This is a genomic window from Capnocytophaga ochracea DSM 7271, from assembly GCF_000023285.1.
In the GTDB taxonomy this organism is placed as follows: domain Bacteria; phylum Bacteroidota; class Bacteroidia; order Flavobacteriales; family Flavobacteriaceae; genus Capnocytophaga; species Capnocytophaga ochracea.
Map to the genome: position 1 here is coordinate 1845836 of NC_013162.1, position 24942 is coordinate 1870777.

Sequence of the window (24942 nt, forward strand, 5' to 3'; positions counted from 1 at the left end):
TTAAGCGTAGAACAACTGTGTGAGTACCGAGTTAGAAAGGATAATCACTATACTTGTCCATACAAACGAAACGGTACTCGCTTTCCCAACGTCCAGTGCACCCCCTTTCATATAATAGCCGTGATAGGACGGGATAGTAGCCAAGAAGAAGGCAAATACTACCGTTTTGGTGAAAGCGTATATCATACTGTAAGGTTTGAAGTCGTATTGTACTCCCTGCACAAATTCGGCAGAGGTGGTATAACCACTCATCACCGCTGAAGCCCAGCCTCCTAATACTCCTAAGTACATACCTAAGGCGATGAGAAAAGGCATTAACATTAGGGCTACTATTTTTGGGAATACTAAATAATTCACTGAGTTTACTCCCATAATATCAAGAGCGTCAATCTGTTCGGTTACGCGCATCGTACCTATACTGGAAGTGATAAACGACCCTATTTTTCCTGCCAAGATGATAGCTGTAAAGGTGGGGGCAAACTCCAATACAATAGATTGGCGAGTGGCGAAACCTATGAGATATTTAGGAATAAAAGGGTTATCGATATTTAGGGCTGTTTGTACTGCTACTACCCCTCCCACAAAGAAAGAGATAAAAGTTACGATACCTATTGACCCAAATATTAAATCGTCTATCTCACGCAAGATAAGGTCTTTCATTATCGACCAGCGGGTACGTTTACGAAAAACATCATAAAGCATTATAAAATAGCCTCCTACGGCTGCAATGTGTTTCATACGTTGTTTAAAAAGCGTTTATTTAGTGTTTAAAATGTCGTATTCCTGTGAATACCATTCCCATTTGGTGCGCATCGCAATAATCGATGCTGGCTTGGTCTTTGATAGAACCCCCAGGTTGTATCACCGAACGGATACCTTCGTCGTGAGCGATTTCCACACAATCGGGGAAGGGGAAGAAAGCATCGCTTGCCATTACTGCATCGTTGAGGTCAAACTGAAATTCTTTAGCCTTTTCAATAGCTTGTTTAAGAGCATCTACACGACTGGTTTGTCCTGTACCACTTGCAATGAGCTGTTTATTCTTCGCCAATACAATGGTATTCGATTTGGTATTCTTACATATTTTAGAGGCAAAAAAGAGGTCTTCGAGCACTTCAGTTGAGGGTTTTACAGCGGTTACGTATTGTACATCTTCTATGTTATCGGTTTTTAGGTCTTTTTCTTGTACCAAATAGCCGTTGAGACACGAGCGCACACTTGTTGTAGGCATTTTGGCTTTCTTCTGTACTAAAATAATACGATTTTTCTTCTGTTCGAGTATTTTTAAGGCTTCATCGCTGTAAGAAGGTGCAATGATTACCTCAAAGAACAGCGAGTGAATGGTTTCGGCAGTAGCTGAATCTATCTTAGTATTAGAGATGAGAATGCCACCAAAAGCCGATACGGGGTCGCCTGCAAGAGCATCTTTATATGCTTCGTGGATAGTTTTGCGAGTTGCTACCCCACAAGCATTGTTGTGTTTCAGTATGGCAAAAGTAGGGTCGTCACCTACAAATTCAGCCATTAAGTTTACGGCGGCATCTACATCTAACAAATTGTTATAAGAGAGCTCTTTGCCGTGTAGTTTATCGAAAAGGGCATCGAAATTACCGTAAAATTCTCCTTTTTGATGAGGGTTTTCGCCGTAGCGTAGTACTTGTCCGTCGCACTCGCTAATTGCTAAGGTAGGAATTTCTTCTGTTTGATTAAAATAGTTGAAGATAGCGGTATCGTAGTGTGAGGATACTCGGAAAGCCTTAGTAGCAAAGGAGTGGCGCTCTTCCAAAGTAGAGCTACCGTGCTGTTCGTTTAAGATGTACAAAAGGTCAGCATATTGGTTTACCGATGCCACACAAAGTACATCTTTATAGTTTTTGGCAGCTGCACGAATAAGCGAAATACCTCCTATATCTATCTTTTCAATAATCTCTTGCTCGCTAGCTCCGCTGGTTACTGTTTTTTCGAAAGGATATAAGTCTACAATCACTATATCGATTTGAGGGATAGCGTATTGCTTCATTTCTTCAGTATCTTGTGCATTATCCTGACGGTTGAGAATACCTCCGAAGATTTTAGGGTGGAGCGTCTTGACACGTCCGCCGAAAATAGGGGGATAATCGGTAATAGATTCGACGGGAACTACCTCTACACCTAATTTTTTGATAAAATCTTCGGTACCTCCTGTGGAGTAAATAGTAATTCCTAAGGTTTTCATTCTGTGAATGATAGGCTCTAATCCTGTTTTGTCGAAAACAGATATTAAGGCAGATTTAGCTTGTTTTGCAGTGCTCATTTGGAAAAAAAGGTTTCATTTTAGGCTACAAAAATACTACTTTTTATCAATACCAAGCAAACAAAAGATTAAAAAAATGCTAATAATACCGGAAATTTAGGAAATGAGGAAATGAGGAAATGAGAAAATGAGATGCGAGCTTGAGTTAGAGGAATGAGGCTGTGCCTCAGAAATTAAACAAAAATAAAACAAAATCAAGGCTACGCCTTGTGAAATGGGAAGAGAGGTAGGTCGGAGTTTTTGGAGAATATTAAAGAGGTTCTGAACTTTCGGAAGATATCGGAGAAATTCGGAAGATGGTTAAGAGGGATTTTGATGAAAAAAGGGTGTAAGATGGGTGGGGTTAGCTTATAGGAAGCTTATAGGAAGCTTATACGAATCTTGGACGATTGGTATAGAAAGGGTGTGTAAAAAATTGATTAATAGCTTAATACAACAATGCTAAAAATGCCAAAAATGGGGTTTCGAGGCGAAAGAAAGAGAATCCTCACCCCGATCACATACTCTCCTATTCGGAGACTTCTCCCAAGGAGAGGGGGAATGTAGCGACGGAAAAAGTGAAGGTGATGTGGTGAAAACTTCTCGCTGGTTATCTTCAAAAAGGGGAGTGTGGTGACGAAGAAGTGGAGGAAAGAAAAAAATATTTCGTATTTAATTAAAAAAAATAATGTACATTTGCAAAAAAGAAATACAAGTATAACTGACCTATGTTTATTTATTTACAACTATTAAAAGAGAGTTTTAACTTCGCAATCAAATCGTTGCGAGACAATAAGCTCCGCACTTTCCTTTCGTTATTGGGTGTAACGGTGGGAATCTTCTCTATTATATCGGTATTAGCGGCGGTTGATTCACTGAATAGAAGTATTCAGGAGAGCCTTTCGGGGTTAGACAAGAATATGATAAACGTCTCTAAATTCTCTTTTGCTCCTACCGATGTGCCCCGCTGGCAACGCTTGAACTTTCCGCAAGTTAGCTATCAGGAATACGAATTTATGAAGCGTGAAATACCTAATACTGAAGCTGTGGTGTATGAATTGTTTGGGGTATTTTCGACGATAAAATACAATGGCAAAACGATTCCGTCGCCTACTATACAATCTACTTCGGCAGGAGTTGAACAAATAAGTGATATTAGGATAAAAAAAGGTAGGTTTTACAACGAAGCTGAAGCTAATGCCGGTACTGCGGTAGTTATATTAGGGCATAATCTGGCTGAACAGCTTTTTGGTGAGGAAGACCCTATGAATAAAGAGATACGCATTTTCGGTAGGAAACTTACTGTGATTGGTGTACTGAAAAAATACGGGGAACTAGGAGGAGGGCCTGATGAGAATGCTTATGTACCTGCCAATTTTATAAGGGGCTTTATGAATACAGGTCCACAAGGGCTACCCAGTGGGGTGGTGCTAAAACCTAAAAAAGGGGTGGATATGGCGGAGTATGAAGCTGTATTGCGCCAGAAATTCCGTGCTTATCGCGGACTTAAACCTGAGGATATAGATAACTTTTTCGTCAATAAAATATCGTCGTTTACTGATATGATAGACGAAACGATTAGTATGATGAACGTTGTGGGCTGGATTATAGGAGGCTTTTCAATCTTGGTAGGAGGCTTTGGTATTGCTAATATTATGTTTGTGAGTGTGAAAGAACGCACGAGCCTTATAGGCGTACAGAAGTCGTTAGGGGCTAAAAACCAATTTATCTTGTTTCAGTTTTTGTTTGAAGCGGTGCTTTTGGCTATCATCGGAGGACTTTTTGGGTTGTTCTTTGTGTGGTTACTTACCTTTATAATTCCGAGCAGTACTGATGGGTTTAACTTTGTGCTATCGTTTAAGAACGTAGCGATAGGCTTAGGAATCTCGTTTGTAGTAGGTTTGCTTTCGGGTATTATACCTGCATCGTCGGCTGCACGGCTCAATCCTGTGGAAGCGATTAGAACCGGACAGTAATGTAAAGTGATTTCAATATATTTAGTAAGAAAAGAAATTTTATAGGAAGAAAAAGAGAAATATAACTCTCTCATTTTCTACAAGTAAAAAAATAATTAACAATTCATCTTAAAATTTAACACTTTTTTTATCGAGTATGTCAAAAATATTTACTTATTTTGTAGCGAAGAAAGGTGAGAACCTTGCTTGAGAAACTGAGTTTACTAATCAACTAAATTTTTAACCTATGTCTATCAACGCCTTTATTATTTATCTTTCGATAGAGATGAAATATTCTGACCATACAGTTGAGGCTTATAAACACGACCTTAGGAGTTTTGAGAAGTTTATTAAGAATCTATATGAGGAAAAAGGGGAAGATTGCTGTTTGGAACAAGCTGACCAAGAAGATATAAAGAAATGGATTATACACCTATCGGATGAAACTATTTCATTTAGGAGTATCAATAGGAAGTTATCGGCTTTAAAGACTTATTACAATTTCTTGAAGAAGACGAAACAGATAGAAATAAGTCCGTTTGAGAAAGGTATATTTTTATTGAAAACGGAGAAGAAGCACAAGTTGCCTTTTTCGGAAGCTGAGATTGAAAAAGTGTTGTCCTTTTTTTCATCGAAGGACTCATTTGATGAAGTGAGGAATAGGGCAGTGATTGAGACGCTTTATGCTACGGGTATACGTCGCTCAGAGTTGTCTGGACTGAAAGTAAGCGATGTGGATTTTGAGCAAAAACAAATAAAAGTGCTTGGGAAAGGTGATAAAGAGCGGTATATACCTATTATTCCTGAGCTTGAAAACACTCTTAAAGAATATTTAGTTTTAAGAGAGGAGGTAAAGAATGAAAAAAGCCAGGATTATCTATTTTTAGTAAAGAATGGTAAAAAGATATATTCGACGCTGGTATACAGAATTATTAATTCGTATTTTAGTGTTGTAACAACAAAGAAAGATGTGAGTCCTCACGTATTGAGACACTCATTTGCGAGTCATTTGTTAGATAATGGAGCAGACCTTTATACTGTGAAGGAACTACTGGGGCATTCCAGCTTGGCTTCTACCCAAGTGTATACGAACACCAGCTTGGCTGAACTCAAAAAGCAGTATAAGAAAGCACACCCTCGGGCAAAAGGCAATAGCAATGAGGAAGAATAATTGAATTGTTAAACCTTAAATTTGTAAACATTATGAAAGTACACGTACACTCAGTTGATTTTACAGTCGACCAAAAATTAGTAGACTTTATTCAGAAAAAACTTGATAAGCTCGATAATTTTTACGATAGGATTATCGAAGCAGATGTGCATTTGAAGTTGGAAAATACCAATACCAAAGAAAATAAAATAGTAGAAGTGAAAGTACATATCCCAGGAGAAAGTCTTGTGGTAAAGAAACAGTTTAAGACTTTTGAAGAAGGGGTTGATAGTGCTATCACACCATTGGAAAGAATGTTATTAAGACACAAAGATAAGCACTAAAAACTTATGCAATAGAGAAGAGCAGAAGTTTTAAAGTTTGTTAAAAACTTTTTGAATACAAAAAAAAGTTATACCTTTGCCCCAGTTTTTGTATAATTATAAAATCAGAAAGTAATGAAAAGAAGCATTTTACTATTGGCTTCATTGGTTTTCTTTGGAGTCCAAGCACAACAGAATGACTATAACAAATGGTCTATTGATATAAATGGAGGGTTTAATAAACCTACCACTCCTTTTACAAGTGGGTATAGTACTAATACGCCTAATTTATGGAGCACAAATGCAGGTGTGCGCTATATGGCAAACAACAAGTTTGGGGTTCGCTTAGGCGGTGGTTACGACGTTTTTAAAAATGATGACGATACACCTAATTTTGAATCTAGACTTTGGAATGTAAACCTACAAGGGGTAGCAAACCTTGCGAGTGTTCTTAGCTTTGAAGAATGGACAAGTGACTTAGGATTACTATTGCACGCAGGTTTTGGATATTCACAGCTTAATAGTGATTATATTTCTAAACCCGACCAAATAGCATTTCTTACAGTAGGTCTTACTCCTCAGCTGAGGATTTCTAACCGTATAGCCTTTTTGCTTGATGCGTCAATGTACATCAATAGTAAGCAACAACTTACTTATGACACAAAATCAGCTAATGGACAACAAGGCTTCCAAGGAAACCACTTTACCCTTACTGCTGGTTTAAATATTGCTCTCGGTAAACACGGTAAACACGCCGATTGGGCAGCAGCTTCTAAAAAAGACGAATTAGAAGAAGTGGCTCAACGCGTAGCTAACCTTGAAAATAACGTTGCTGACTTGAAGAGCGAAGTGGCTAACAAGCAAAACAAAATGAACGATGCCAATGGCAACAACGTTCCTGATGAAATTGAAAGCTACTTAAACGATAATTACAAAGCAAAAGATAAAGTAGGTGAAAACGGAGAAGTAAAAGATGATGATGTAGCTGCTGACCTCATCAGAAAAGGTTATATCAATGCTTACTTTGATTTTAATTCATCTAAACCACAGATATCATCTTCTTGGGCTGTAGATTTTGTAGCTAAATATATGAAATCTAATCCTAATGCACACATTAATATTAATGGTTATGCTGATGAATTAGGAGGTACTCAGTACAACCAAACGTTATCACAAAAACGTGCTGATGCTGTGAAAGATTTGCTTGTGAAAGCAGGTATTGATGGCTCTCGTATTACTGCCGAAGGAAAAGGCGTAGATGCAAGTGTTGATAAGAACTCTTCAAGAGCACGTCAGTTAGCTCGTAAAACAACTTTTGAATTGAAATAGTAAGTATAATCAATTTAGAAAAATAATGACAAATGCCCCCAAAAGTGCTAACTTTTGGGGGCATTGCTTTTTATCAGAAGGATTATTTATTTTAACAAACAAAGAGAAGGCTATAGCATAAAAGGATATGCAACTCTACTTACAAAATCATTGCATTAAATTCTTCTTCACTAATCATCTTCACACCTAATTGCTCGGCTTTTTCTTTCTTACTTGGTCCCATATTATCGCCTACTATCACGTAATTAGTTTTAGAAGAGATAGATGACCCTACTTTACCTCCGTGTTGTTCAATAAGGGCTTTGAGTTCCTCCCGTGAATACAAGTGAAAGACCCCAGAAACCACAAAGGTAAGCCCTTTGAGGGTATCAGTTTGACCTTCGGTAGCTTGTTCATTAATTGAAAACTGCAAACCATAGCCTTTGAGCCTATCGATGAGTTGACGGTTGTAGTCATCAGCGAAGAAGTTTACTATACTGCTGGCTATTTGGTTCCCTATTTCATCTACTTCCACCAACTGTTCGATAGTGGCATTTTCTAGGGCTTCAATCGTTTTGTAGTGGCGTGCCAGCTTCTTGGCAACAGTCTCACCTACATACCTAATCCCCAAAGCAAAAAGCACGCGTTCAAAAGGTATTTCTTTTGATTTCTGAATACCTTTAACAATATTCTCAGCACTCTTTTGTGCCATACGCTCTAAGGGGAGCAATTTCTCTACGGTTACCTCGTAGAGGTCAGCATAAGTATGGATAATACCGGCACGGAAGAGTTGTTCTACTGTCTCTTCACCTAAGCCTTCTATATCCATTGCTTTGCGTGAGATAAAATGTTGAATCTTACCTGTAATCTGGGGCGGACAGCCATAAGCATTAGGACAGTAGTGTTGCGCTTCGCCTTCGTTGCGCACCAATTCGGTACCACATTCAGGACAATGGGTGATATATTTCACGGGCTGAGCATCTGCTTCGCGCTTATCTAAGTTCACGCCTACAATTTTAGGGATAATCTCCCCGCCTTTTTCTACATATACCGAGTCGCCTATGCGAATATCGAGCTTTTCAATCTGGTCAGCATTATGCAATGAAGCACGTTTTACTACCGTTCCCGCTAGTAACACGGGTTTGAGATTTGCCACCGGAGTAATAGCTCCTGTACGTCCCACTTGGTAGGAAATACTCTCTAAAACAGTGTCTACTTGTTCTGCTTTGAACTTGTAAGCCATTGCCCAACGCGGCGATTTTGAAGTATACCCCAACTCTTCTTGCTGGGCAATACTATCTACCTTTACCACTACTCCATCAGTTTCATAAGGCAAAGTGTGGCGTTTGGTATCCCATTCGTTGATAAAGTCCATTACTTCGGCAGTAGAATGGCACAATTTGGAAATATTAGGTACTTTAAAGCCCCATTCGCGCGCTTTTTCTAAACTCTCAAACTGACTCTTTATACCTGTGTTCCCTACCAAAAAGTACAACAAGCAATCTAAACCTCGTTTAGCAACCTCGGCAGTATCTTGCAATTTGAGACTACCGCTGGCGGTGTTACGAGGGTTCATAAAAGGGTCTTCGCCAGCTGCTGTACGTTCCTTATTAAGGCTTTCAAAGGCTTTTTTAGGCATTACTATCTCCCCGCGAATGTAAAAACGTTCAGGATAATCGCCTTTTAGTTGCAAGGGTACTGAACGAATCGTACGCACATTGGCGGTAATATCGTCACCTTGAATACCATCACCACGAGTAGTAGCTTGTTTAAGCTTGCCATTTTCGTACAACAAATCTATAGAAGCACCGTCGTATTTCAGTTCGCAAGTAAAGTTAATTTGGTCACTGCCCAACGTCTTGATAATACGCTGTTCCCATTCCTCTAAGTCTTCCTTAGAATAAGAGTTATCTAACGAGTACATACGGTATTCGTGTATTACGGTTGGAAAACTTTTAGTAACAGAACCTCCCACGCGTACAGTAGGCGAATTCTCATCGTAAAACTCTGGGTATGCTTGCTCTAAGGCTTGTAGTTCTTTAAGCTTTTGGTCGAACTCATAATCCGAAATCGTAGGATTGTCCAGCACATAGTAGTTATAATTGTGCTCATTGAGTTCCTCCCGAAGTTGTTGTATCTTTTCTTTCATAATTTTCTTTGTTACCTTTTACCTCTTACCTTTTACCTTTTACCTTAAGACCCTATCCGGCTCTTTGTTCTTCTCCCATTTTAGGTCTGAAAGCATTGAGGCTTTGATGCCGATAAAGAAATACCACGAACTGCGATAACCGAACGGAGTGAACTGAAAACTCATACGGAAACTGCTCAAATCGCGCTCAAAACGTAATTGGGTATAGGTGAATCCTTGGTTTACAAAGTCATAACCGCTCGAAACTCCTACCTGCCATTTGGGCGTGAGCGATACGTTACCTGAGAACATTAGCGAGTTGTTGGATATCTTATTTTCGCGTGCCTGATTGCTATAAGTAAGCGAATGTGCTAAGGTTATGTCCCAAGGGATAACTGCCTTGTAAAAGGTCTTCTTCTCATCTTTATCCTCGCCTTCTTTGCGGTTTTTATCCATATCCTGCACTTCGCTTAGTGGTTTCGACGACCCAAAGAGGTCATCAGTACGTCCTCCCGCTACGTTACCCGTCTGTTTGTCTTTATTCTTGTCTTTTTTATCTTTGTTCGAGAATGAATAGTTGGTAGAAATATTGGCGTTAGTAAGCCTAAAAAGACTACCGCCGTTGTCTATATTCCATTTCTCCATTTGTCGTCCGTTGTTGTCTATTGCATAAGGGTTGAGTGTCGCCCCAAAGTTCACCCCGAGCTTCCCGTTGAAGAACGAAGTACCCCCCGTAATGTTCAGCGGACTAAATTGCTTGGTAATCACGTTGTAGTTAGAACTGAAATTGAGACTATTCAAGAGCATTACCTTTTTCGGCTCAGCATCAGTGCTATCTTTTTGTTTCACTTTGGCTTCAAAGGTGTTTGCCAATGAGAACCCTATCGATTGCGACTCACCCAAACTTGGCGTACCGTAGATACCACCCTCAAAACGAGTGTATTGTGAGCGGTTGCCATAAGCGTCCGAAATGTAATAATCGTAATACTGGTCAAAAGAAGGATTATAACCATAACTCACCGAGGGTCGCATCACGTGGCGAATAGCTTGTATTTTAGCATTCTTGCCAAAACGGAAAGTACCGTAAATAGTCGTACCGAGACTCGCCCCGAGGTTGTACGTCATAAAACGGTCAAAACCACTGAGGGTGTCAATGCCTACCTTGCCCGTATTGCTATTGAAGTCCTTACGGCGAATTGTCCTAAATTGCCACGTCTCGTTTACTGATGAGTTCAACCCTAAGGTAACGTATTTAAATAGCTTAGCAGTTGTACTCACCGGTATAGAGTGTCGCACCCCGTTTCTCGCCTCGTCAAACATCTTTTTAGTAAAGAACAAACTGTCATAGGTCGAAAAACGGTTATCAGCTTGCATACTGTACTGAAAATTCAAACTCTTGATAAGTCCTTTCTTCGTTTGTCCTTCACGAGCAAAAGGGTAAATGCGCTCCATACTCGCACGCATCGAGGGAAGTGTCATATCAATACTTTTGGTATTTGTATTTTGTGAATGCGATGCCGATAGCGATAAGTTAATCGAAGGATACGCTGGGAACGTCTTGGAGTACGAGATAGACGACATCATCGTGTTGTTCAAAAAGTTCGACGTGTTCGCTTGATTGTAGGATTCTTGGTAATATCTACTGTTGCTCGATAGGTTCACCGAAGCCGAAAAGTTAGAATTAGGGTTGGCTTTACCGTCTTTGGAATGCGACCACTGGATATTGTACATACGGCTACCTGAATAGTCAGGTAAGCCCTTCATACTGTATATGTTATTCTCAAATGAAAGATTGAAGTTCCCTGAATACTTGTAGCGCTTCACATAAGCCGATTGTGCCCTAAGTCCATAGCTACCATTGGTATAATAGTCACCCGTAAGCGAAAGGTCAAAATTGTCGCTAATTACAAAGTAATAACCTATGTTCTGTAAGAAATAACCACGGTTATTCACCTCACCAAAGGTAGGGAAGATAAGCCCCGAAGTGCGTCCCGATACCATAGGGTAATAAGCAAACGGAATAGCCAAAGGCGTAGGAATATCCACGATATACATATTGCTAAACCCTGCAATAACCTTCTTTTTAGGCACGAACTTCGCTTTGCGCACTCTGATGTAATAATCAGGGTCGTCGAGGTCTTCGGCAGTAGTAATAATCGCGTTTCTCATAAAGTAAGTAGAGTCATTTTCTTTCTTAATGATTTCGCCTTTTATGTTGTTTTCGTCCTGCTTGGTATAAGCATTGCGGATAATCGCCTTCTGGTTGCGGTAATTAAAACGTATCGAATCGGGCTCTATTACATCACTACCTTGCTTAAATACAGGGTGTTGGGTATATTCTCCCACGCTGTCTTTTAGGCGTCCGGCATACACTTCGCCTTTCTCATAGTTAATCACGTCTATTCCCGCAGTGATGTCAATATCAGTATATTGCACATTAGTTTCGTTGTACAAAATGATTTCGTTCTTCACCTTGTTGAACACAATACTGTCCTTAGCCTTGTATTTCACGATGTCTTCCAAGGCATTCTTAGGTTTTTTAATCGTATCGTTTTTAAGGGAATCTTTAGCTTTTTCCGAAGGTTTCTTAGGCTTAATACGTCGCCCACGGCGGTCGTTTTTAGGCTCTACTGTATCTTTTTTGATAGTATCGCGCACTGCCCACGGAGTTGTATAGTGAAAACCACCCGACTTAAAGGCGAATGATTCCGCATACCAAAGACAGGAGCTTACCACTAATAAGCTGATAATGAAAGTGAGTTGACGTTTATAATGTAACAAAGTTCTTTCTGTATAGTTTTATTGAGGGGTCAAAAATACAACTTTTTTTTGAATTAACTGCTATCTACGAAAAAATCAACTCCCAAAACACAAGATTTTACAAACAATAGCCCTTCATTATAACCTTGCCACACTCACCCTTTTTTCTTTGTATCGTTACCCCGGAGATGCTTGGAAAGTCTCAAAATCGCTTTTGCATCGCAAACTTTTCCAAAATTTAGAATTTTAGTAAAGTTGAAATCTCCTCCACATTCCCTTCATCTTTGCCGTCACTACACTCCACCTTTTCCATCATACTCCCCCCTATTGCCTATGCCCTAAGACCCCACACCACCCCATTCTCTCATTTCCAAATTTGCTAATTCTCTAATTATCCCTTCTCCTTTCCGTCACTACATTCCCCCTCTCCTTGGGAGAAGTCTCCGAATAGGAGAGTATGTGATCGGGGTGAGGATTCTTTTTCTTTCGCCTCGAAACCCCATTTTTGGCATTTTTGGCATTGTTGTATTAAGCTATTAATCAATTTTTTACACACCCTTTCTATAACAATCGTCCAAGATTCGTATAAGCTTCCTATAAGCTCTCTATAAGCTACCCCCACCCATCTTACACCCTTTTTTCATCAAAATCCCTCTTAACCATCTTCCGAATCTCTCCGATATCTTCCGAAAGTTCAGAACCTCTTTAAGATTCTCCAAAAACTCCGACCAACCTCTCTCCCCTTTTCACAAGGCGCAGCCTTGATTTTGTTTAATATTTGTTTAATTTCTGAGGCACAGCCTCATTCCTCTAACTCAAGCTCGCACCTCATTTCCTCATTTTCTCATTTTCTAATTCTCTCATTTTCTCATTTTTTCATTTCTTGGTATTAAAAAATTATTTCTTATCTTTGCATTGCATTTACATCTACATTTGAGAAAGGAAAAACGATGATAACGCTCAAAAATATCAAAGCATTTATTAAAAAATCACTTGTGTTCAAGGTTTTAGCCTTTGCTATAGCCTTAGTACTCATCTTGCAAGTATTTCCCGAAAAAGCGAAATTTAAATACGAATTTCGCAAAGGAGAGCTTTGGCAACACGAAAACCTATATGCCCCTTTTGATTTTCCCTTAAAGAAAACAGAAGAGCAAATAAAAGCCGAAAAACAACAAATAACCAACCAATCTACGGTGTATTACAAGCAAGATACTACCGCTTTTGTGAGTGCTAAGCAAAAGTTTGAACAGAAAAAGTACGCTTATTTCAAACATCTACCCGACGATAAACGAGAACTCTTGCTTAAAAAAGCTGAGGCTTTTTTAGCGGAAAGCTATCGCAATGGAGTGATGCTCAATCAGCCTGCGTTTAGCCCTTCTGAAATCTTCATTATCAAGCATAACAATCAAATAGTAGAGGTGCCTGCCGAACATGTGTTATATCTTCAACAGTTGGCAACAGCTATTAAAAACTATTTCGATACCGCCCCTTATAATGAGTATCACAAAAATTACTACGACCTTTTCTTTGAAATCCTTACTCCTAACCTCGTAATCGACCAAAATTTCACTCAAAAAGCGCTTACTCAAAACCTTAAAGAGATAGTCTATACGCGCGGTTGGGTAAATAAAGGGAAACTCATCATTGCCAAAGGTGAATTGGTAGAGGGCGAAAAACTGAATACTTTGTTGTCGCTCAGAGACGAGTACGAAACCCAAACGTGGAGTCAGAACAACTATAATTGGTCGCTTTTAGGTTATTACACGTTAGTAGCTATGGTATTGCTACTGATGGCGTTGTACTTAAAAATATACGAAAAGAAATTATATAAAAGCAACCTTAAATTGAGTGTTATTTTACTCAATATGCTCAGTATGATTCTTTTCGTAGGGCTCATTTCAAGGTATTTCCCCGATTATATCTATATTGTCCCCGTAGGAATGATGGTGCTCATTCTCAAGTCGTTTTTCGATTTGCGTACCGTCCTCTTTGTGTATATCAGCACCATACTCATCACAGGCTTTATTGTGCCCAATAGCTTCCAGTTTGTATTCATACAGATTGTGGCTGCTATGGCTATCATTCTCACTCCTAGGGGAATGCACTACCGATTGAGTAGTTTTGTATCAGCAGGACTCATCACGGCTGCCTATTTAATTATTTATATCGCTTTCCACACCATTACCGAAGGAACACTCAAAGGGCTCGATATCTCTCTACTTACCCTCTTTATCCTCAATGGTATTGGTATTCTCTTTTCGCAACCCTTTACGTATATCTACGAACGTACTTTTGGCTTAGTTTCCGATGTCTCTCTCTTAGAACTCTCCGATACGAATACCAAGCTCTTGCGTCAGCTTTCCGAAAAAGCTCCAGGTACCTTCCAGCACTCTATGCAAGTGGCTAATCTTGCCGAAGCTGCTGCTGCCGAGATTGGAGCTAATACCCTCTTGGTACGTGTAGGCGCACTCTATCACGACATCGGTAAGATGGAAAACCCTATTTACTTTACCGAAAACCAAAAAACAAGCCTCAACCCTCACGACCAGCTCACTCCTGAACAAAGCGCTAAGGTGATTATCAAGCACGTAGCCGATGGAGTAGAACTCGCTCATAAAAACAAACTGCCCAAACGCATTATCGATTTTATTAAAACCCATCACGGGCGTAGTCTTACTTATTATTTCTATCGCAAAGCCTTAGACTTAAATCCCGAAGGTACTAAGGAAGAAGATTTCCGTTATCCAGGTCCTATTCCTTTCTCCAAAGAAACCGCTATTCTTATGATGGCTGATTCGGTTGAAGCAGCTACTAAGAGCCTCAAAAATCCTACCTTCGAAGCTCTCAATGAGTTTGTAGACCGTATTATCAAAAAACAGTTAGACGATAATCAGTTTGCCAATTCCGATATATCTTTCAAAGAAATCGAAGCTATCAAACGCATATTTAAAAGCAAACTTACTAATATCTATCACGTACGCATCGAATACCCTGAATAACCCAATGAAGATAATAAAACTATCATCGGTGCTTGGCACTTGTATCTTACTTTTTTTTACGTGGGTAATCTACGGGCAAAACCCTACGGAATACTATTTTAAACGTATTTCCATTGAACACGGTCTCTCTCAATCGGGCGTTACCGCTATTGTACGTGACCATAAGGGAATTTTGTGGATAGGTACTCGCCAGGGTATCAATAGGGTAGACCGTAATCATATCAAAAGGTATACTGAGTCTTACATCTATCATCTTTATGAAGATACCCAGCATAACCTTTGGGCTGTAACCGATAAAGGCGTATGGCAATACGACCCAAATAAAGATACTTTTACCTCTAAAATCCAGCAACAACTCTTCTCTATTTGTGCTACTGAACAAGGGGTTTACTTTGGTGGATATAGTGCTATCTACCAGTATAACTACAAAACTAAAAATATAGGGCGTTTGCCTTTGAGGAAAGAACCTAAAACAAAAGATAAAGAATGCCTCATTACCTATCTATGCCCTGTTGATAATACAACCTTTCTTGTAGGTACTGAAAACGATGGTATTTATAAGTATTCTCTTACCTCAGAACTGTTGAGTTTGTTTATTGAAAATACAAGCCCGCTGAGTTCTTTGTATTATGATGCACAACGCAAAGAAGTGTATTATTCTATTTTTCAAAAAGGGCTTTTTCGTGCTACCCTTGCAGGTGAATTGCGCTCACATTACGATACTCACAATACTCTTTTGTCCAATGATATTATCTTAGATATCAAGCCTTATAAAGGCAATATATGGTTAGCCACCGATGGGGGAGGAGTATCGGTTTTTAGTCCTGAGAAGAACACTTTTTACAATATTCAGCATAGTGCCGGTAATATACATTCCTTGCCGGTCAATTCCATTACAGTGCTTTATGAAGATCCTAATCATAACCTTTGGGCAGGTACAGTGCGCGATGGTGTTTTTCTCTTTAAAGAAACCTATATCAAGACTTATACTGATAGTGCGTTAGGAAGTAGCAATGGGTTAAGTGAACGCGCTGTAATAAGTTTGTTCGAAGCTCCCAATGGTATCATATGGATAGGCACCGATGGAGGAGGCATCAATGCTTTTAACCCCAAAACAGAACAATTTGTACATCATACCAATACGTATAACGATAAGGTCTCTTCTATAACCTACTTTTCACCTAATGAGTTGTTAGTCTCTCTTTATGGCAAAGGTCTTTTCATATATAATATTCTGAGTCGTTCCTACACTCCTTTCTTGCTCATCGATGAAGCTACTGACCAGCAAGAGTGTCACGCAGGCTTTACTCCCTTTGTATATCACATTGATAAAGATAAAATACTTATTACAGCTAAAAACACCTATCTGTATAATCTTCAAAACAAAGAGTTTAATAAAATTTCTTTTGCCGAAGGACTTACTCCTAAAAATGCCCTACAACTCAAAGCACAACAAGGTGATACTTTATTTCTCTCCAAAGGAAATGTACTCTACCAAATGAAGTTATCGGAAGCTAAGATAACACGTTATCTAACTCTTAATGAGGGGTATACTATTAGTGCAGTATGCAATGATAAAGCTCATCACACCCTGTGGATTGCTACTTCCAACGGGTTATTTAGCTATGCGATACCACAAAAGAAGCTCAGTGCCGTAGGAACCGATAATATGTTCCACCAAATTAGCTATATGCAACTCGATACTGAACAGCGTTTGTGGATTAATGCTTCCAATGTGCTATTTTCTTATCATATTCCCGATAAGAAGATAATGATTTGGGACGATTCTGATGGTTTTCTCCACAACGATGTGCTTACAGGCTATGTACAGTTGTTGCCTTCCCCTTACATCTATATGGGAGGAGTGGGTGGTTTTGTGAAGATAAATAAGAATATTCACACCGAAGAGAGTAGTACTCCTTTACTCTTTTTGCAAAATATAGAATTGAACGGCAAAATATACACCGCCGAAAACTTTCCTAAAGAGGTACCCCCTTATTTCAAAACCTTAAAACTAAATGTAGGATTGAATGAAAAAGATATGTTTAGGCGCATACTCTTCCGTTTTAAGATTAAAAATAACGCCCAAACTTCGGTGATTGAAACTTATGACAATAGTTTAGATATCTCTTTGCTTTCAGTAGGAAAATACCAAGTAGAAGTCGCTTGTATGACTAAAAATGGCTATTGGACGAAAGATACCTCATTGCTCAACTTCGAAGTGCTTCCTGTGTGGTATCAGCGCACTTCTTTTTTGGTAGGAATTTCTTTGCTTTTGTTGGCTATTATTGCAGGTGTAATGTGGGGTTATCTGCGTCGTAAAAAACAACAACTCAAATGGCAAATAGCTTTGCATCAGCAGGAACTCAATGAAGATAAAATACAATTCCTCACCAATGTAAGTCACGAATTGCGCACGCCTCTTACCCTCATTTATGCACCGTTAAAGCGTCTGCTTAATCATACCGAGAGTAGTAAACTCACGCGTTCACAGAAAACTCAGTTAGAGAGTGCTTTCCGTCAAGCTACTACTATGAAGAATATTATCAATTGGGTATTAGACTATAACCGTAATACTTCGTTAGAAAATACACTCACCAAAGCCTATACTGATTTGAATCACCTTATCACCGATAGTGCTAAAGATTTTGAACAAGAATTTGAAACAAAGCATATAAGTTTAGAACTACATCTCGATAAAAATTTACCCCCTGTAGAGTTAGATAGTGCCAAAATAAGGGTAGTCCTTTCTAACTTACTAATGAATGCAGTAAAGTTTAGTAATGAGTATTCTACTATACACATTCGCAGTAGTTATAACGAACAAAAAGTGCGTTTTCAAGTAGAAAATACCGGTATAGGATTGCATAATATTGATATGGATAAGCTCTTTACTCGCTTTGAACAAGGAAAACACAACCAGCGAGGTAGTGGTATAGGGTTGGCTTATTGTAAAGAATTAGTAGAGAAACATCTCGGTACTATTGGGGCTTATCAAGATGAAGAAGAGCAAACAGTTTTTTATGTAGAATTACCTTACTCTCATAGCACTGAGGGCGTCCTTCACAAGTTTGAAGGTGAAGAAGAACAAACTGAAGCCCCAGAGAAGATAGCAGTAACTATGGATACCTCTATGTATTCTGTACTCTTGGTAGATGATAATCCTGATTTTTTAAATTATCTTTATGATGAACTTCGTCCGTTGTTTAAAAGCGTTTTAAAAGCAGTAAATGGTGAGGAGGCTTTGTTGTTATTAAAAACGCATCAGCCCGATATTATCATTAGCGATGTGATGATGCCTGTAATGAATGGTTATCAGTTGTGTAAAGAGGTGAAAGAGCATTTACAAATCAGTCATATTCCCGTAATATTACTCACGGCTAAAAGTGATACCGAAAGTCAAAAGATAGGCTATAAATTAGGTGCCGATGCTTATCTCTCTAAACCTTTTGATATAGACCTTTTGCTTTCAGTAATAAGTAATTTGTTCAAACAAAAAGAGCTCATCAAGCAACGTTATGAAAAAGAACTATTGATTCCTTCACCTGCACTTACTACTATCAGCAATGCTGACGAAGTGTTTATGATAAAACTTAATGAAATCATCAAAAAGCACTATAGTAATATTGACTTAGATGTAACAAAGATTTCTGAAGCAATGGCAATGAGTCGTGCTTCGGTGTATAATAAAATGAAACAAATTACAGGTATTGGTATCAGTGAATATATCAATAAGTATCGCATAGAAGTAGCTTGTCAGCTCTTAAAACAAACAGAAAAATCAGTTACTGATATAGCTTTTGAAGTAGGATTTAACTCTTCTAAGTATTTTAGTACAGTTTTTAAACAAGCTACTAAAATAACGCCACGTGATTATAGAGAAGGTATGAAGTGATAAAGAAAAACAAAAAAGAGAGGCTACCTCAAAATTTTTTGAGGTAGCCTCTCTAAATATGTAATACTATGAGTTTCTATTTCCAATCTTTTTTCTTAGAGGTCTTACCAATACCTGGGTTAAAGCTATTGGTAGGGTCAAGAGAGTTGTAAAAGTTCTTAAGGTCGTCGTTAGCGTGATATAAATGCCCTACATTGTGTTCTGCAGGATATTGTGCGCCACGAGTGTCTAATATTTTGAGCATCTCTTCTTCTATTTCCTCACAGTTGTAACCTTTCTTAATCACGTAATCTTGATGGAATACGTGGCACATAAAGTGACCATAGTACAATTTGTAAAGTATCTTAGCGTCGAGTTCAGGAGGAAGCTTTTCAAACCAATCTTCATCATTGCGACGCAAAGCGATGTCTAAAGCGACGATATCTTCTACCTCATCTTCGTGTACGGAACGATAGCGAATAGCTGCTGAAGCCACAGCAAAGCGCAAGAGCATTGCTGCTTGTGCAAGTTTGGCATCACACTCTATATAAGCTCCTTTAGTGCTATCGGCAAATTCTTTTTGCAAATAAGCTCTAGCTTCGTCTACCCCTTTGCCTCCCATTTTTAAAATGAGATGGTGCTCGTATTGGTTGCGGTAATCCCACAATATTTTGGGGAGGTGTTGAGGCATTAGTTTAGAGGTGAATTGCAAGAATTTTTCACTGAAATGGTTGGGCATAAAAGGTAGTTTTTTGGCTACGCGGTCGCCCCACGCTTTGAGAGAAAAGAGCTTGGGTAAGTATTCAGTACCTACATTTTTGATATACCAAAAAGTATCTTTACCGTATTTAGCAGCGATATCAAAGGCGGTACGGTGAATATACTCGCCAGAGATAGGAATTTCTTCGAAAGTACCGAGCATATCACGGCGCAATTTGGTAAGTACCGCTGTGTTGTTAGTACCTATATAGAATACAGCTGTTTTTTTCTCGGCAGGGAAAGTATCCACGCGTACGGCAAAAACTCCTAAACGACCTGCACTACCTGAGGCTTCGTATAAGCGAGCTGGGTCGGCATTAAAGCGAGCAGGCGTATTGGCATTAATCTCACGTACGTGGTTACAATAGTCGTGATCGTGTCCTTTCTTATCAGAAGTGTGAATATCCTTTGCTTGGTATCTACCCTCTTGCAGATTGGTAAGTATTTCCTTAGGAGAGCTTCCTAAATCAATACCTAAGTGATTAATGAGTTCTAATTTACCGTTGGCATTGCGTTGGGCATAAAGTGCCATTTCGGTATAAGCAGGACCACGTTGTACTAAAGAACCGCCAGAGTTGTTACACACGCCTCCAATAACTGAAGCCCCAATGCAAGAGGATCCTATTACTGAATGAGGTTCGCGGTTATGGGGTTTTAACTCTTGTTCCAAGTGGTTGAGTGTTGCTCCTGTAAGACATATAGCTTGCTTAGCATCAAGTATAAGCTGAATGTTGTCATTACGCATCGTGTTGATGATTACTACATCGCGGTCGTAATCGTTACCAAAAGGATTAGATCCTCCCGTGATACCTGTATTGGCAGCTTGTGAAATTACAATCACATCAGCTGCTACACAAGCTTCGAGTACTTGCCATTGTTCCCACAAAGTAGCGGGACGCACCACGGCAATTGCATTTCCGGTACCAAAACGATACCCAGTGCGGTAACGTTCAGTTTTTGAAGGGTCGGTAATAACGTACTTTGCACCAACAATGTGGCGCAAGGTTTCTAATAGATTTTGTGTGGTCATTATTTCTTGGATTTATAGTTGAGTGTCAAGCCAAATTGGGGCTGTGTGAGGAAATCGTGTTGAATGAAAGGTTCCACTGTGAGGCGTTCATCTACATTGAATTGTTTGAGATGTGCATCGACATTTGCCTCGATGATATTCAGGGCATATAAGCCTATCCCTATAAGAATAGAAAGCTCTTTATTACGACGATAGAACTGTATGCCTCGTCTTAATCCATCGGTACTGAGACGAGGTTGTCCATCAGGGCGATTGCCATAGAACTCATCATCGGTAAATCCTTGTTGACGACGTTTGTAGGCAGTGAGGTAACGATCGTATTCCTTAGAGTTTTGTATGTAGAAGTATATTGGGGTACCGATAGCAATATACACCAAAGGTACTTTCCAATAGCTCTTGTTGTATATCTGACCTAAACCAGGGATAACCGCTGAATAGAAAGCGGCTTTAGCAGGCGAAAGAGGGTCGGTATTCCAAGGGACTTTTTTCATATTGTCTTGCATAACAGCTATCTGCACAGAGTCTGAGGGTGTTTTTACCACTTCCTCTGTATCGTCTTGTGCATACGAAATACCCACTCCCATAAGTAGGGCTATTATCAAAACAATCTTTCTACTCATCCTTTTTGTGTAATAAACTTTGAATACGTTTGAAATCTTCCTCTGAACTAAAAGGAATGGTAAGGCTACCTTTGCCGTTCTTGCTCATCTTTACAGTAACTTTAGTACCAAAAAAATGATTAAAACTACTCATATTTTCTTTGATATAAGTAGGTACTTCAGTTTTACTATTGCTTTTAGGGATTTGAATACTTACCACATTAGGTGTTTCGGAGTTTTGCAAGCGGCGCACTAACTCTTCGGTATCACGCACTGATAGGTTATCGGAAATGATACGCTGGTATACTTCTGCTTGTTGTTCAGGGTTTTCTATGGCGATTATTGCACGACCGTGCCCCATAGAAATGAATCCGTCGCGTATGCCTGTTTGAATAATAGGAGCGAGTTTGAGCAAACGCAAATAGTTTGTAATGGTAGAACGTTTCTTGCCTACGCGCTTGCTCATTTGGTCTTGAGTGAGATTCACCTGCTCGATGAGCTGTTGGTAAGAAAGAGCAATCTCTATGGGGTCTAAATCTTGACGCTGAATATTCTCTACCAAAGCCATTGTGAGTGACTCGTTGTCATCAGCAATGCGAATATAGGCAGGAATGGTTTTTAGTCCAGCTAATTTAGAAGCTCTGAAACGGCGTTCGCCCGAAATGAGCTGATATTTGTTTTCTCCGTCGAGTTTGCGTACGGTGATAGGTTGCACTACCCCTAATTCCTCAATAGAGGAAGCGAGCCCTTGTAGCTCTTCTTCATTAAAAGAAGTACGAGGCTGGAAAGGGTTCGTTTCTATTAGGTTGAGTTCAAGTTCTATGATATTTCCTACAATCTTATCGGCATTTTTATCTTTGATAGAATTAATAGCCACTTCGGGGCTATTGCCAAAAATAGCTGAAATACCTCTCCCCAAGGCAGGTTTTTTAGCAGGTTTTGTCATTATACTGTTTTGTTTTTATCTATAATCTCTTGAGCTAAGTTGATGTGATTGGTAGCTCCTTTGCTGGTAGCATCGTAGTTGATGATAGTTTCACCAAAACTAGGTGCTTCACTAAGGCGCACATTACGCTGGATAATGGTTTTGAATACCATATCGCTGAAGTGTTTTTGTACCTCTTCCACCACTTGGTTAGACAAACGTAAGCGCGCATCGTACATAGTGAGTAGTAAGCCTTCGATATCTAAATTGGGATTGAAGGTTTTTTGTACACTTTTAATAGTATTGAGAAGTTTACCCAACCCTTCCAAAGCGAAATACTCACACTGAATAGGTATAATCACCGAGTTAGCTGCTGTAAGAGCATTCAGGGTAATAAGTCCCAACGAGGGTGCACAGTCTATCAAAATGTAATCGTATTGGTCTTTGATAGGCTCTAAGGCTTTTTTGAGCATATATTCTCGTTGTTCTTTGTCTACGAGCTCAATCTCAATAGCCACTAAGTTGATGTGAGCAGCTATAAGGTCGAGATTAGGAGAGCTGGTGTGAACAATCATATCTTTAGCCTCCATAGTGTGTTCCAAAAGCTCGTAAGTACCGTGCTCAATAGAATCTACATCAATACCTATGCCAGAAGTAGCATTTGCCTGCGGGTCGGCATCGATGAGTAATACTTTTTTCTCCAATACGCCCAATGCGGCGGCTAAGTTCACGGAAGTAGTGGTTTTGCCTACTCCTCCTTTTTGGTTTGCAATAGCTATTATTTTACCCATAGATTTATATTTTAAAAGTTAAACGGAAGCCCTTGTTTGGCTACTTCAGCCAAGATAGCTTCATTTTTATCGGTAGTACTCTTAATGGATTTGTTTAAGGTAACTATCCAAAAGTCCTTGATTTCTTGGAGTTTGCCCACCATATCTATCATATTTTCAAACATAATATTTTATTCTTTCAGAGGGCAAAAGTACAACTTTTTTTGAAACGTCACACAAAAAATACAATCAATAATTGTGCTACCATTATTCGCAAGAATGTAGTAAGCGGATATACACTTGCATAAGTGAGTGCGGGAATTTCGGAGTTCGACATATCATTAGCAAAAGCTAAAGCTGGCGGGTCGGTTGAAGCTCCAGAGAGTAATCCGCAGATACCCAAATAGTCTAATTTTGCTTTAAATCGTGCTACTAAAGAGGTGATAATAAGTGGTATAAGAGTAATGAGCGCTCCTAAACACATCCAGTACAAGCCTTGTCCGTGCAAGATAGTTTCTATAAAAGTAGCTCCTGCGTCTAAGCCTACACTGGCAAGGAAGAGCACAATACCTATCTCTCGTACCATTAGGTTGGCACTTTGAGATACGTAGTGAGTTACTGAGAATTTACCGCCATAACGGCTGATGAGAATGGCAACAATCAGAGGGCCTCCTGCTAACCCTAATTTTACAGGTACAGGTATGCCAGGGATAGCAAACGGAATACTTCCTAATAATACACCAAGAGTAATCCCCATAAAGAGCTCGGCTATGTGAGGGGTTTGCATACGTCGTTTAGAATTACCGAACTCTTTGCTTACGAGTTGTATGTGCGATTCATCGCCTATTACAGTAATGGTATCACCAAACTGTAATTTTGTATCGGCAGCGGGCACGAACTCAATACCTGCGCGATATACACGAGTGATGGTTACTCCAAAACGTTTGCGTACATCGAGCTCTGCAAGAGTTTTGGTGAAAATAGCACGTTGGGTAACGTTGATACGGCGTGAAGTATAGCGCATATCTTTTACATCAGGGAAATAATCCAAAATAGAAACGCTGTCACCTATTAGGGTCAAAAACTTCTCATTTTCTTTTTGGTTAGCTACTATCAGTACGATATCGCCTTCTTCTATCAGTGTGTCGGCACTAGCTAATATAATCTCTCCTTTTCTACACATACGTGAGATGGTAAAATCGAAATCAAGAGTTTGTTTGATAACGCTCAATTTTTTACCAAAGAGGGCAGGATTGCTTACTTTTATCGCGAATCGATTGATCACTACTTGATCTTTAGAGTGACGTACAGAATTTAAACGTTTTTCAACATCTAAATTCACTTTTAAGAAAGCTTTGAGTCCTAACATTACCAAGATAATTCCTAACACCCCAAAAGGATAAGCAACAGCATAGGCGGTAGAGAGGTTCGGCATTGTAGCTGGGTCGCCTTTAAATACATCTTCTAAAGTAGCTTGAGCAGCTCCTAACCCTGGGGTATTGGTTACGGCACCTGACATTATACCTACCAAGGTACCCATATCGGTTTGGGTGATGTAGTGGATAGCAATTACAGTAAGTACACAACTCACAATAGAGAGCACTGCCAAGAGATTGAATTTGATGCCTTCTTTTTGGAAGGAGGCAAAAAAGCCAGGGCCTACTTGTAGTCCGATGGTGTAGACGAACAGAATCAATCCGAACTCTTTTACAAAATGTTGAATATGGGGGTTTACAGTGAATCCTAATTCGGCCATAGCGATACCTGCGAAAAGTACCCAAGCAATACCAAAAGAGATGCCAAATATTTTAATTTTTCCTAAAGCAACTCCTACTGCGATGACCACGCTATACACTATCACAGTGTAAGCCACACTCTCGTGGTTAGTCATCAAGTTCCAAAGCCATTCCATTTAATGTCTAATGATTAATGTTTAGTGTTTAATGATTAATTAAGCTCCCGAACCTCCGAAGAGGGACAATCCACAAATACAAGTGTTTGTAAGGGAACTGTTTTTATATAGATTTAAGAGAAACTTTGCCAAAGAAGCGAGCCACACGGGCAGAGAACTTTGGCAAAGTTAAAATTTT

At 39.4% G+C, this 24942-nt stretch carries 16 protein-coding genes; 6 read left to right on the plus strand and 10 right to left on the minus strand.

Annotated features, from left to right (window positions below; all coding sequences use genetic code 11):
- Both COCH_RS07825 and purH read right to left on the minus strand, forming a co-directional pair.
- The gene (locus COCH_RS07825; RefSeq protein WP_002671101.1) at window positions 1-738 is read right to left on the minus strand and encodes an MlaE family ABC transporter permease; all 738 of its coding nucleotides are present in this window, start codon (window positions 736-738) and stop codon (window positions 1-3) included.
- A gap of 22 nt (window positions 739-760) precedes the next feature.
- Window positions 761-2293, minus strand: coding sequence for a bifunctional phosphoribosylaminoimidazolecarboxamide formyltransferase/IMP cyclohydrolase (gene purH / locus COCH_RS07830; protein ID WP_015782648.1), 1533 nt, complete (start codon window positions 2291-2293; stop codon window positions 761-763).
- Window positions 2294-3000: 707 nt separating this feature from the next.
- Here purH and COCH_RS07835 point away from each other — a divergent pair.
- The 4 genes from COCH_RS07835 (at window position 3001) to COCH_RS07850 (ending at window position 7029) form a co-directional block, all read left to right on the plus strand.
- Complete coding sequence (locus COCH_RS07835; protein WP_015782649.1) at window positions 3001-4248, plus strand: ABC transporter permease; 1248 nt, start codon at window positions 3001-3003, stop codon at window positions 4246-4248.
- Window positions 4249-4474: 226 nt separating this feature from the next.
- Window positions 4475-5398 (plus strand): tyrosine-type recombinase/integrase, encoded by a 924-nt coding sequence (locus tag COCH_RS07840; protein ID WP_015782650.1) that lies wholly within the window; start codon window positions 4475-4477, stop codon window positions 5396-5398.
- Window positions 5399-5430: 32 nt separating this feature from the next.
- A complete protein-coding gene (gene hpf / locus COCH_RS07845; RefSeq protein ID WP_015782651.1) occupies window positions 5431-5721 on the plus strand; it encodes a ribosome hibernation-promoting factor, HPF/YfiA family in 291 nt (96 codons plus the stop codon).
- Window positions 5722-5835: 114 nt separating this feature from the next.
- Window positions 5836-7029 carry an OmpA family protein gene (locus tag COCH_RS07850; protein WP_009419658.1) on the plus strand — a complete coding sequence of 398 codons (1194 nt, stop codon included), beginning with the start codon at window positions 5836-5838 and terminating at the stop codon, window positions 7027-7029.
- A gap of 139 nt (window positions 7030-7168) precedes the next feature.
- On the opposite strand, the gene ligA is transcribed toward COCH_RS07850, so the two are convergent.
- Together ligA and COCH_RS07860 are read right to left on the minus strand one after the other, a co-directional pair.
- On the minus strand, window positions 7169-9157 hold the full coding sequence (gene ligA / locus COCH_RS07855) for an NAD-dependent DNA ligase LigA (RefSeq protein WP_015782652.1): 1989 nt from the start codon (window positions 9155-9157) through the stop codon (window positions 7169-7171).
- A gap of 39 nt (window positions 9158-9196) precedes the next feature.
- The gene (locus COCH_RS07860; protein WP_041546949.1) at window positions 9197-11872 is read right to left on the minus strand and encodes a putative LPS assembly protein LptD; all 2676 of its coding nucleotides are present in this window, start codon (window positions 11870-11872) and stop codon (window positions 9197-9199) included.
- 974 nt (window positions 11873-12846) lie between these two features.
- On the opposite strand from COCH_RS07860, the gene COCH_RS07870 reads away from it, so the two are divergent.
- Window positions 12847-14895, plus strand: a complete 2049-nt coding sequence (locus COCH_RS07870; RefSeq protein WP_015782654.1) for an HD family phosphohydrolase — start codon at window positions 12847-12849, stop codon at window positions 14893-14895.
- A 4-nt stretch (window positions 14896-14899) separates the two neighbouring features.
- Window positions 14900-18790: a response regulator gene (locus tag COCH_RS07875; RefSeq protein ID WP_015782655.1), complete on the plus strand. Its 3891-nt coding sequence runs from the start codon at window positions 14900-14902 to the stop codon at window positions 18788-18790.
- A 76-nt stretch (window positions 18791-18866) separates the two neighbouring features.
- On the opposite strand, the gene dld is transcribed toward COCH_RS07875, so the two are convergent.
- The 6 genes from dld to COCH_RS07905 are packed head-to-tail and all read right to left on the minus strand — an operon-like array spanning window position 18867 to window position 24764.
- The gene (gene dld / locus COCH_RS07880; protein WP_015782656.1) at window positions 18867-20558 is read right to left on the minus strand and encodes a D-lactate dehydrogenase; all 1692 of its coding nucleotides are present in this window, start codon (window positions 20556-20558) and stop codon (window positions 18867-18869) included.
- Window positions 20558-21178: a DUF5683 domain-containing protein gene (locus tag COCH_RS07885; RefSeq protein ID WP_041546788.1), complete on the minus strand. Its 621-nt coding sequence runs from the start codon at window positions 21176-21178 to the stop codon at window positions 20558-20560. Before COCH_RS07885 ends, dld begins: the two co-directional genes overlap by 1 nt.
- Window positions 21171-22103, minus strand: coding sequence for a ParB/RepB/Spo0J family partition protein (locus COCH_RS07890; protein WP_015782658.1), 933 nt, complete (start codon window positions 22101-22103; stop codon window positions 21171-21173). The genes COCH_RS07885 and COCH_RS07890 overlap by 8 nt, the downstream gene beginning before the upstream one ends.
- Window positions 22103-22873, minus strand: a complete 771-nt coding sequence (locus COCH_RS07895) for a ParA family protein (protein WP_002671062.1) — start codon at window positions 22871-22873, stop codon at window positions 22103-22105. The genes COCH_RS07890 and COCH_RS07895 overlap by 1 nt, the downstream gene beginning before the upstream one ends.
- Window positions 22874-22884: 11 nt before the next feature.
- Window positions 22885-23037: a hypothetical protein gene (locus tag COCH_RS12190; RefSeq protein ID WP_015782659.1), complete on the minus strand. Its 153-nt coding sequence runs from the start codon at window positions 23035-23037 to the stop codon at window positions 22885-22887.
- A gap of 47 nt (window positions 23038-23084) precedes the next feature.
- Entirely contained in the window at window positions 23085-24764 is a 1680-nt protein-coding gene (locus tag COCH_RS07905; RefSeq protein ID WP_009411760.1) for a putative transporter, read from the minus strand.
- Window positions 24765-24942: the final 178 nt, after the last annotated feature.

Coding starts and splice junctions, on each gene's coding strand:
- COCH_RS07825 (WP_002671101.1), bottom strand. CDS start 738: ATGAAACACATTGCAGCCGTAGGAGGCTATTTTATAATGCTTTATGAT.
- COCH_RS07840 (WP_015782650.1), top strand. CDS start 4,475: ATGTCTATCAACGCCTTTATTATTTATCTTTCGATAGAGATGAAATAT.
- COCH_RS07905 (WP_009411760.1), bottom strand. CDS start 24,764: ATGGAATGGCTTTGGAACTTGATGACTAACCACGAGAGTGTGGCTTAC.
- COCH_RS07835 (WP_015782649.1), top strand. CDS start 3,001: ATGTTTATTTATTTACAACTATTAAAAGAGAGTTTTAACTTCGCAATC.
- COCH_RS07875 (WP_015782655.1), top strand. CDS start 14,900: ATGAAGATAATAAAACTATCATCGGTGCTTGGCACTTGTATCTTACTT.
- COCH_RS12190 (WP_015782659.1), bottom strand. CDS start 23,037: ATGTTTGAAAATATGATAGATATGGTGGGCAAACTCCAAGAAATCAAG.
- purH (WP_015782648.1), bottom strand. CDS start 2,293: ATGAGCACTGCAAAACAAGCTAAATCTGCCTTAATATCTGTTTTCGAC.
- COCH_RS07890 (WP_015782658.1), bottom strand. CDS start 22,103: ATGACAAAACCTGCTAAAAAACCTGCCTTGGGGAGAGGTATTTCAGCT.
- COCH_RS07895 (WP_002671062.1), bottom strand. CDS start 22,873: ATGGGTAAAATAATAGCTATTGCAAACCAAAAAGGAGGAGTAGGCAAA.
- dld (WP_015782656.1), bottom strand. CDS start 20,558: ATGACCACACAAAATCTATTAGAAACCTTGCGCCACATTGTTGGTGCA.
- COCH_RS07870 (WP_015782654.1), top strand. CDS start 12,847: ATGATAACGCTCAAAAATATCAAAGCATTTATTAAAAAATCACTTGTG.
- ligA (WP_015782652.1), bottom strand. CDS start 9,157: ATGAAAGAAAAGATACAACAACTTCGGGAGGAACTCAATGAGCACAAT.
- COCH_RS07885 (WP_041546788.1), bottom strand. CDS start 21,178: ATGAGTAGAAAGATTGTTTTGATAATAGCCCTACTTATGGGAGTGGGT.
- COCH_RS07850 (WP_009419658.1), top strand. CDS start 5,836: ATGAAAAGAAGCATTTTACTATTGGCTTCATTGGTTTTCTTTGGAGTC.
- hpf (WP_015782651.1), top strand. CDS start 5,431: ATGAAAGTACACGTACACTCAGTTGATTTTACAGTCGACCAAAAATTA.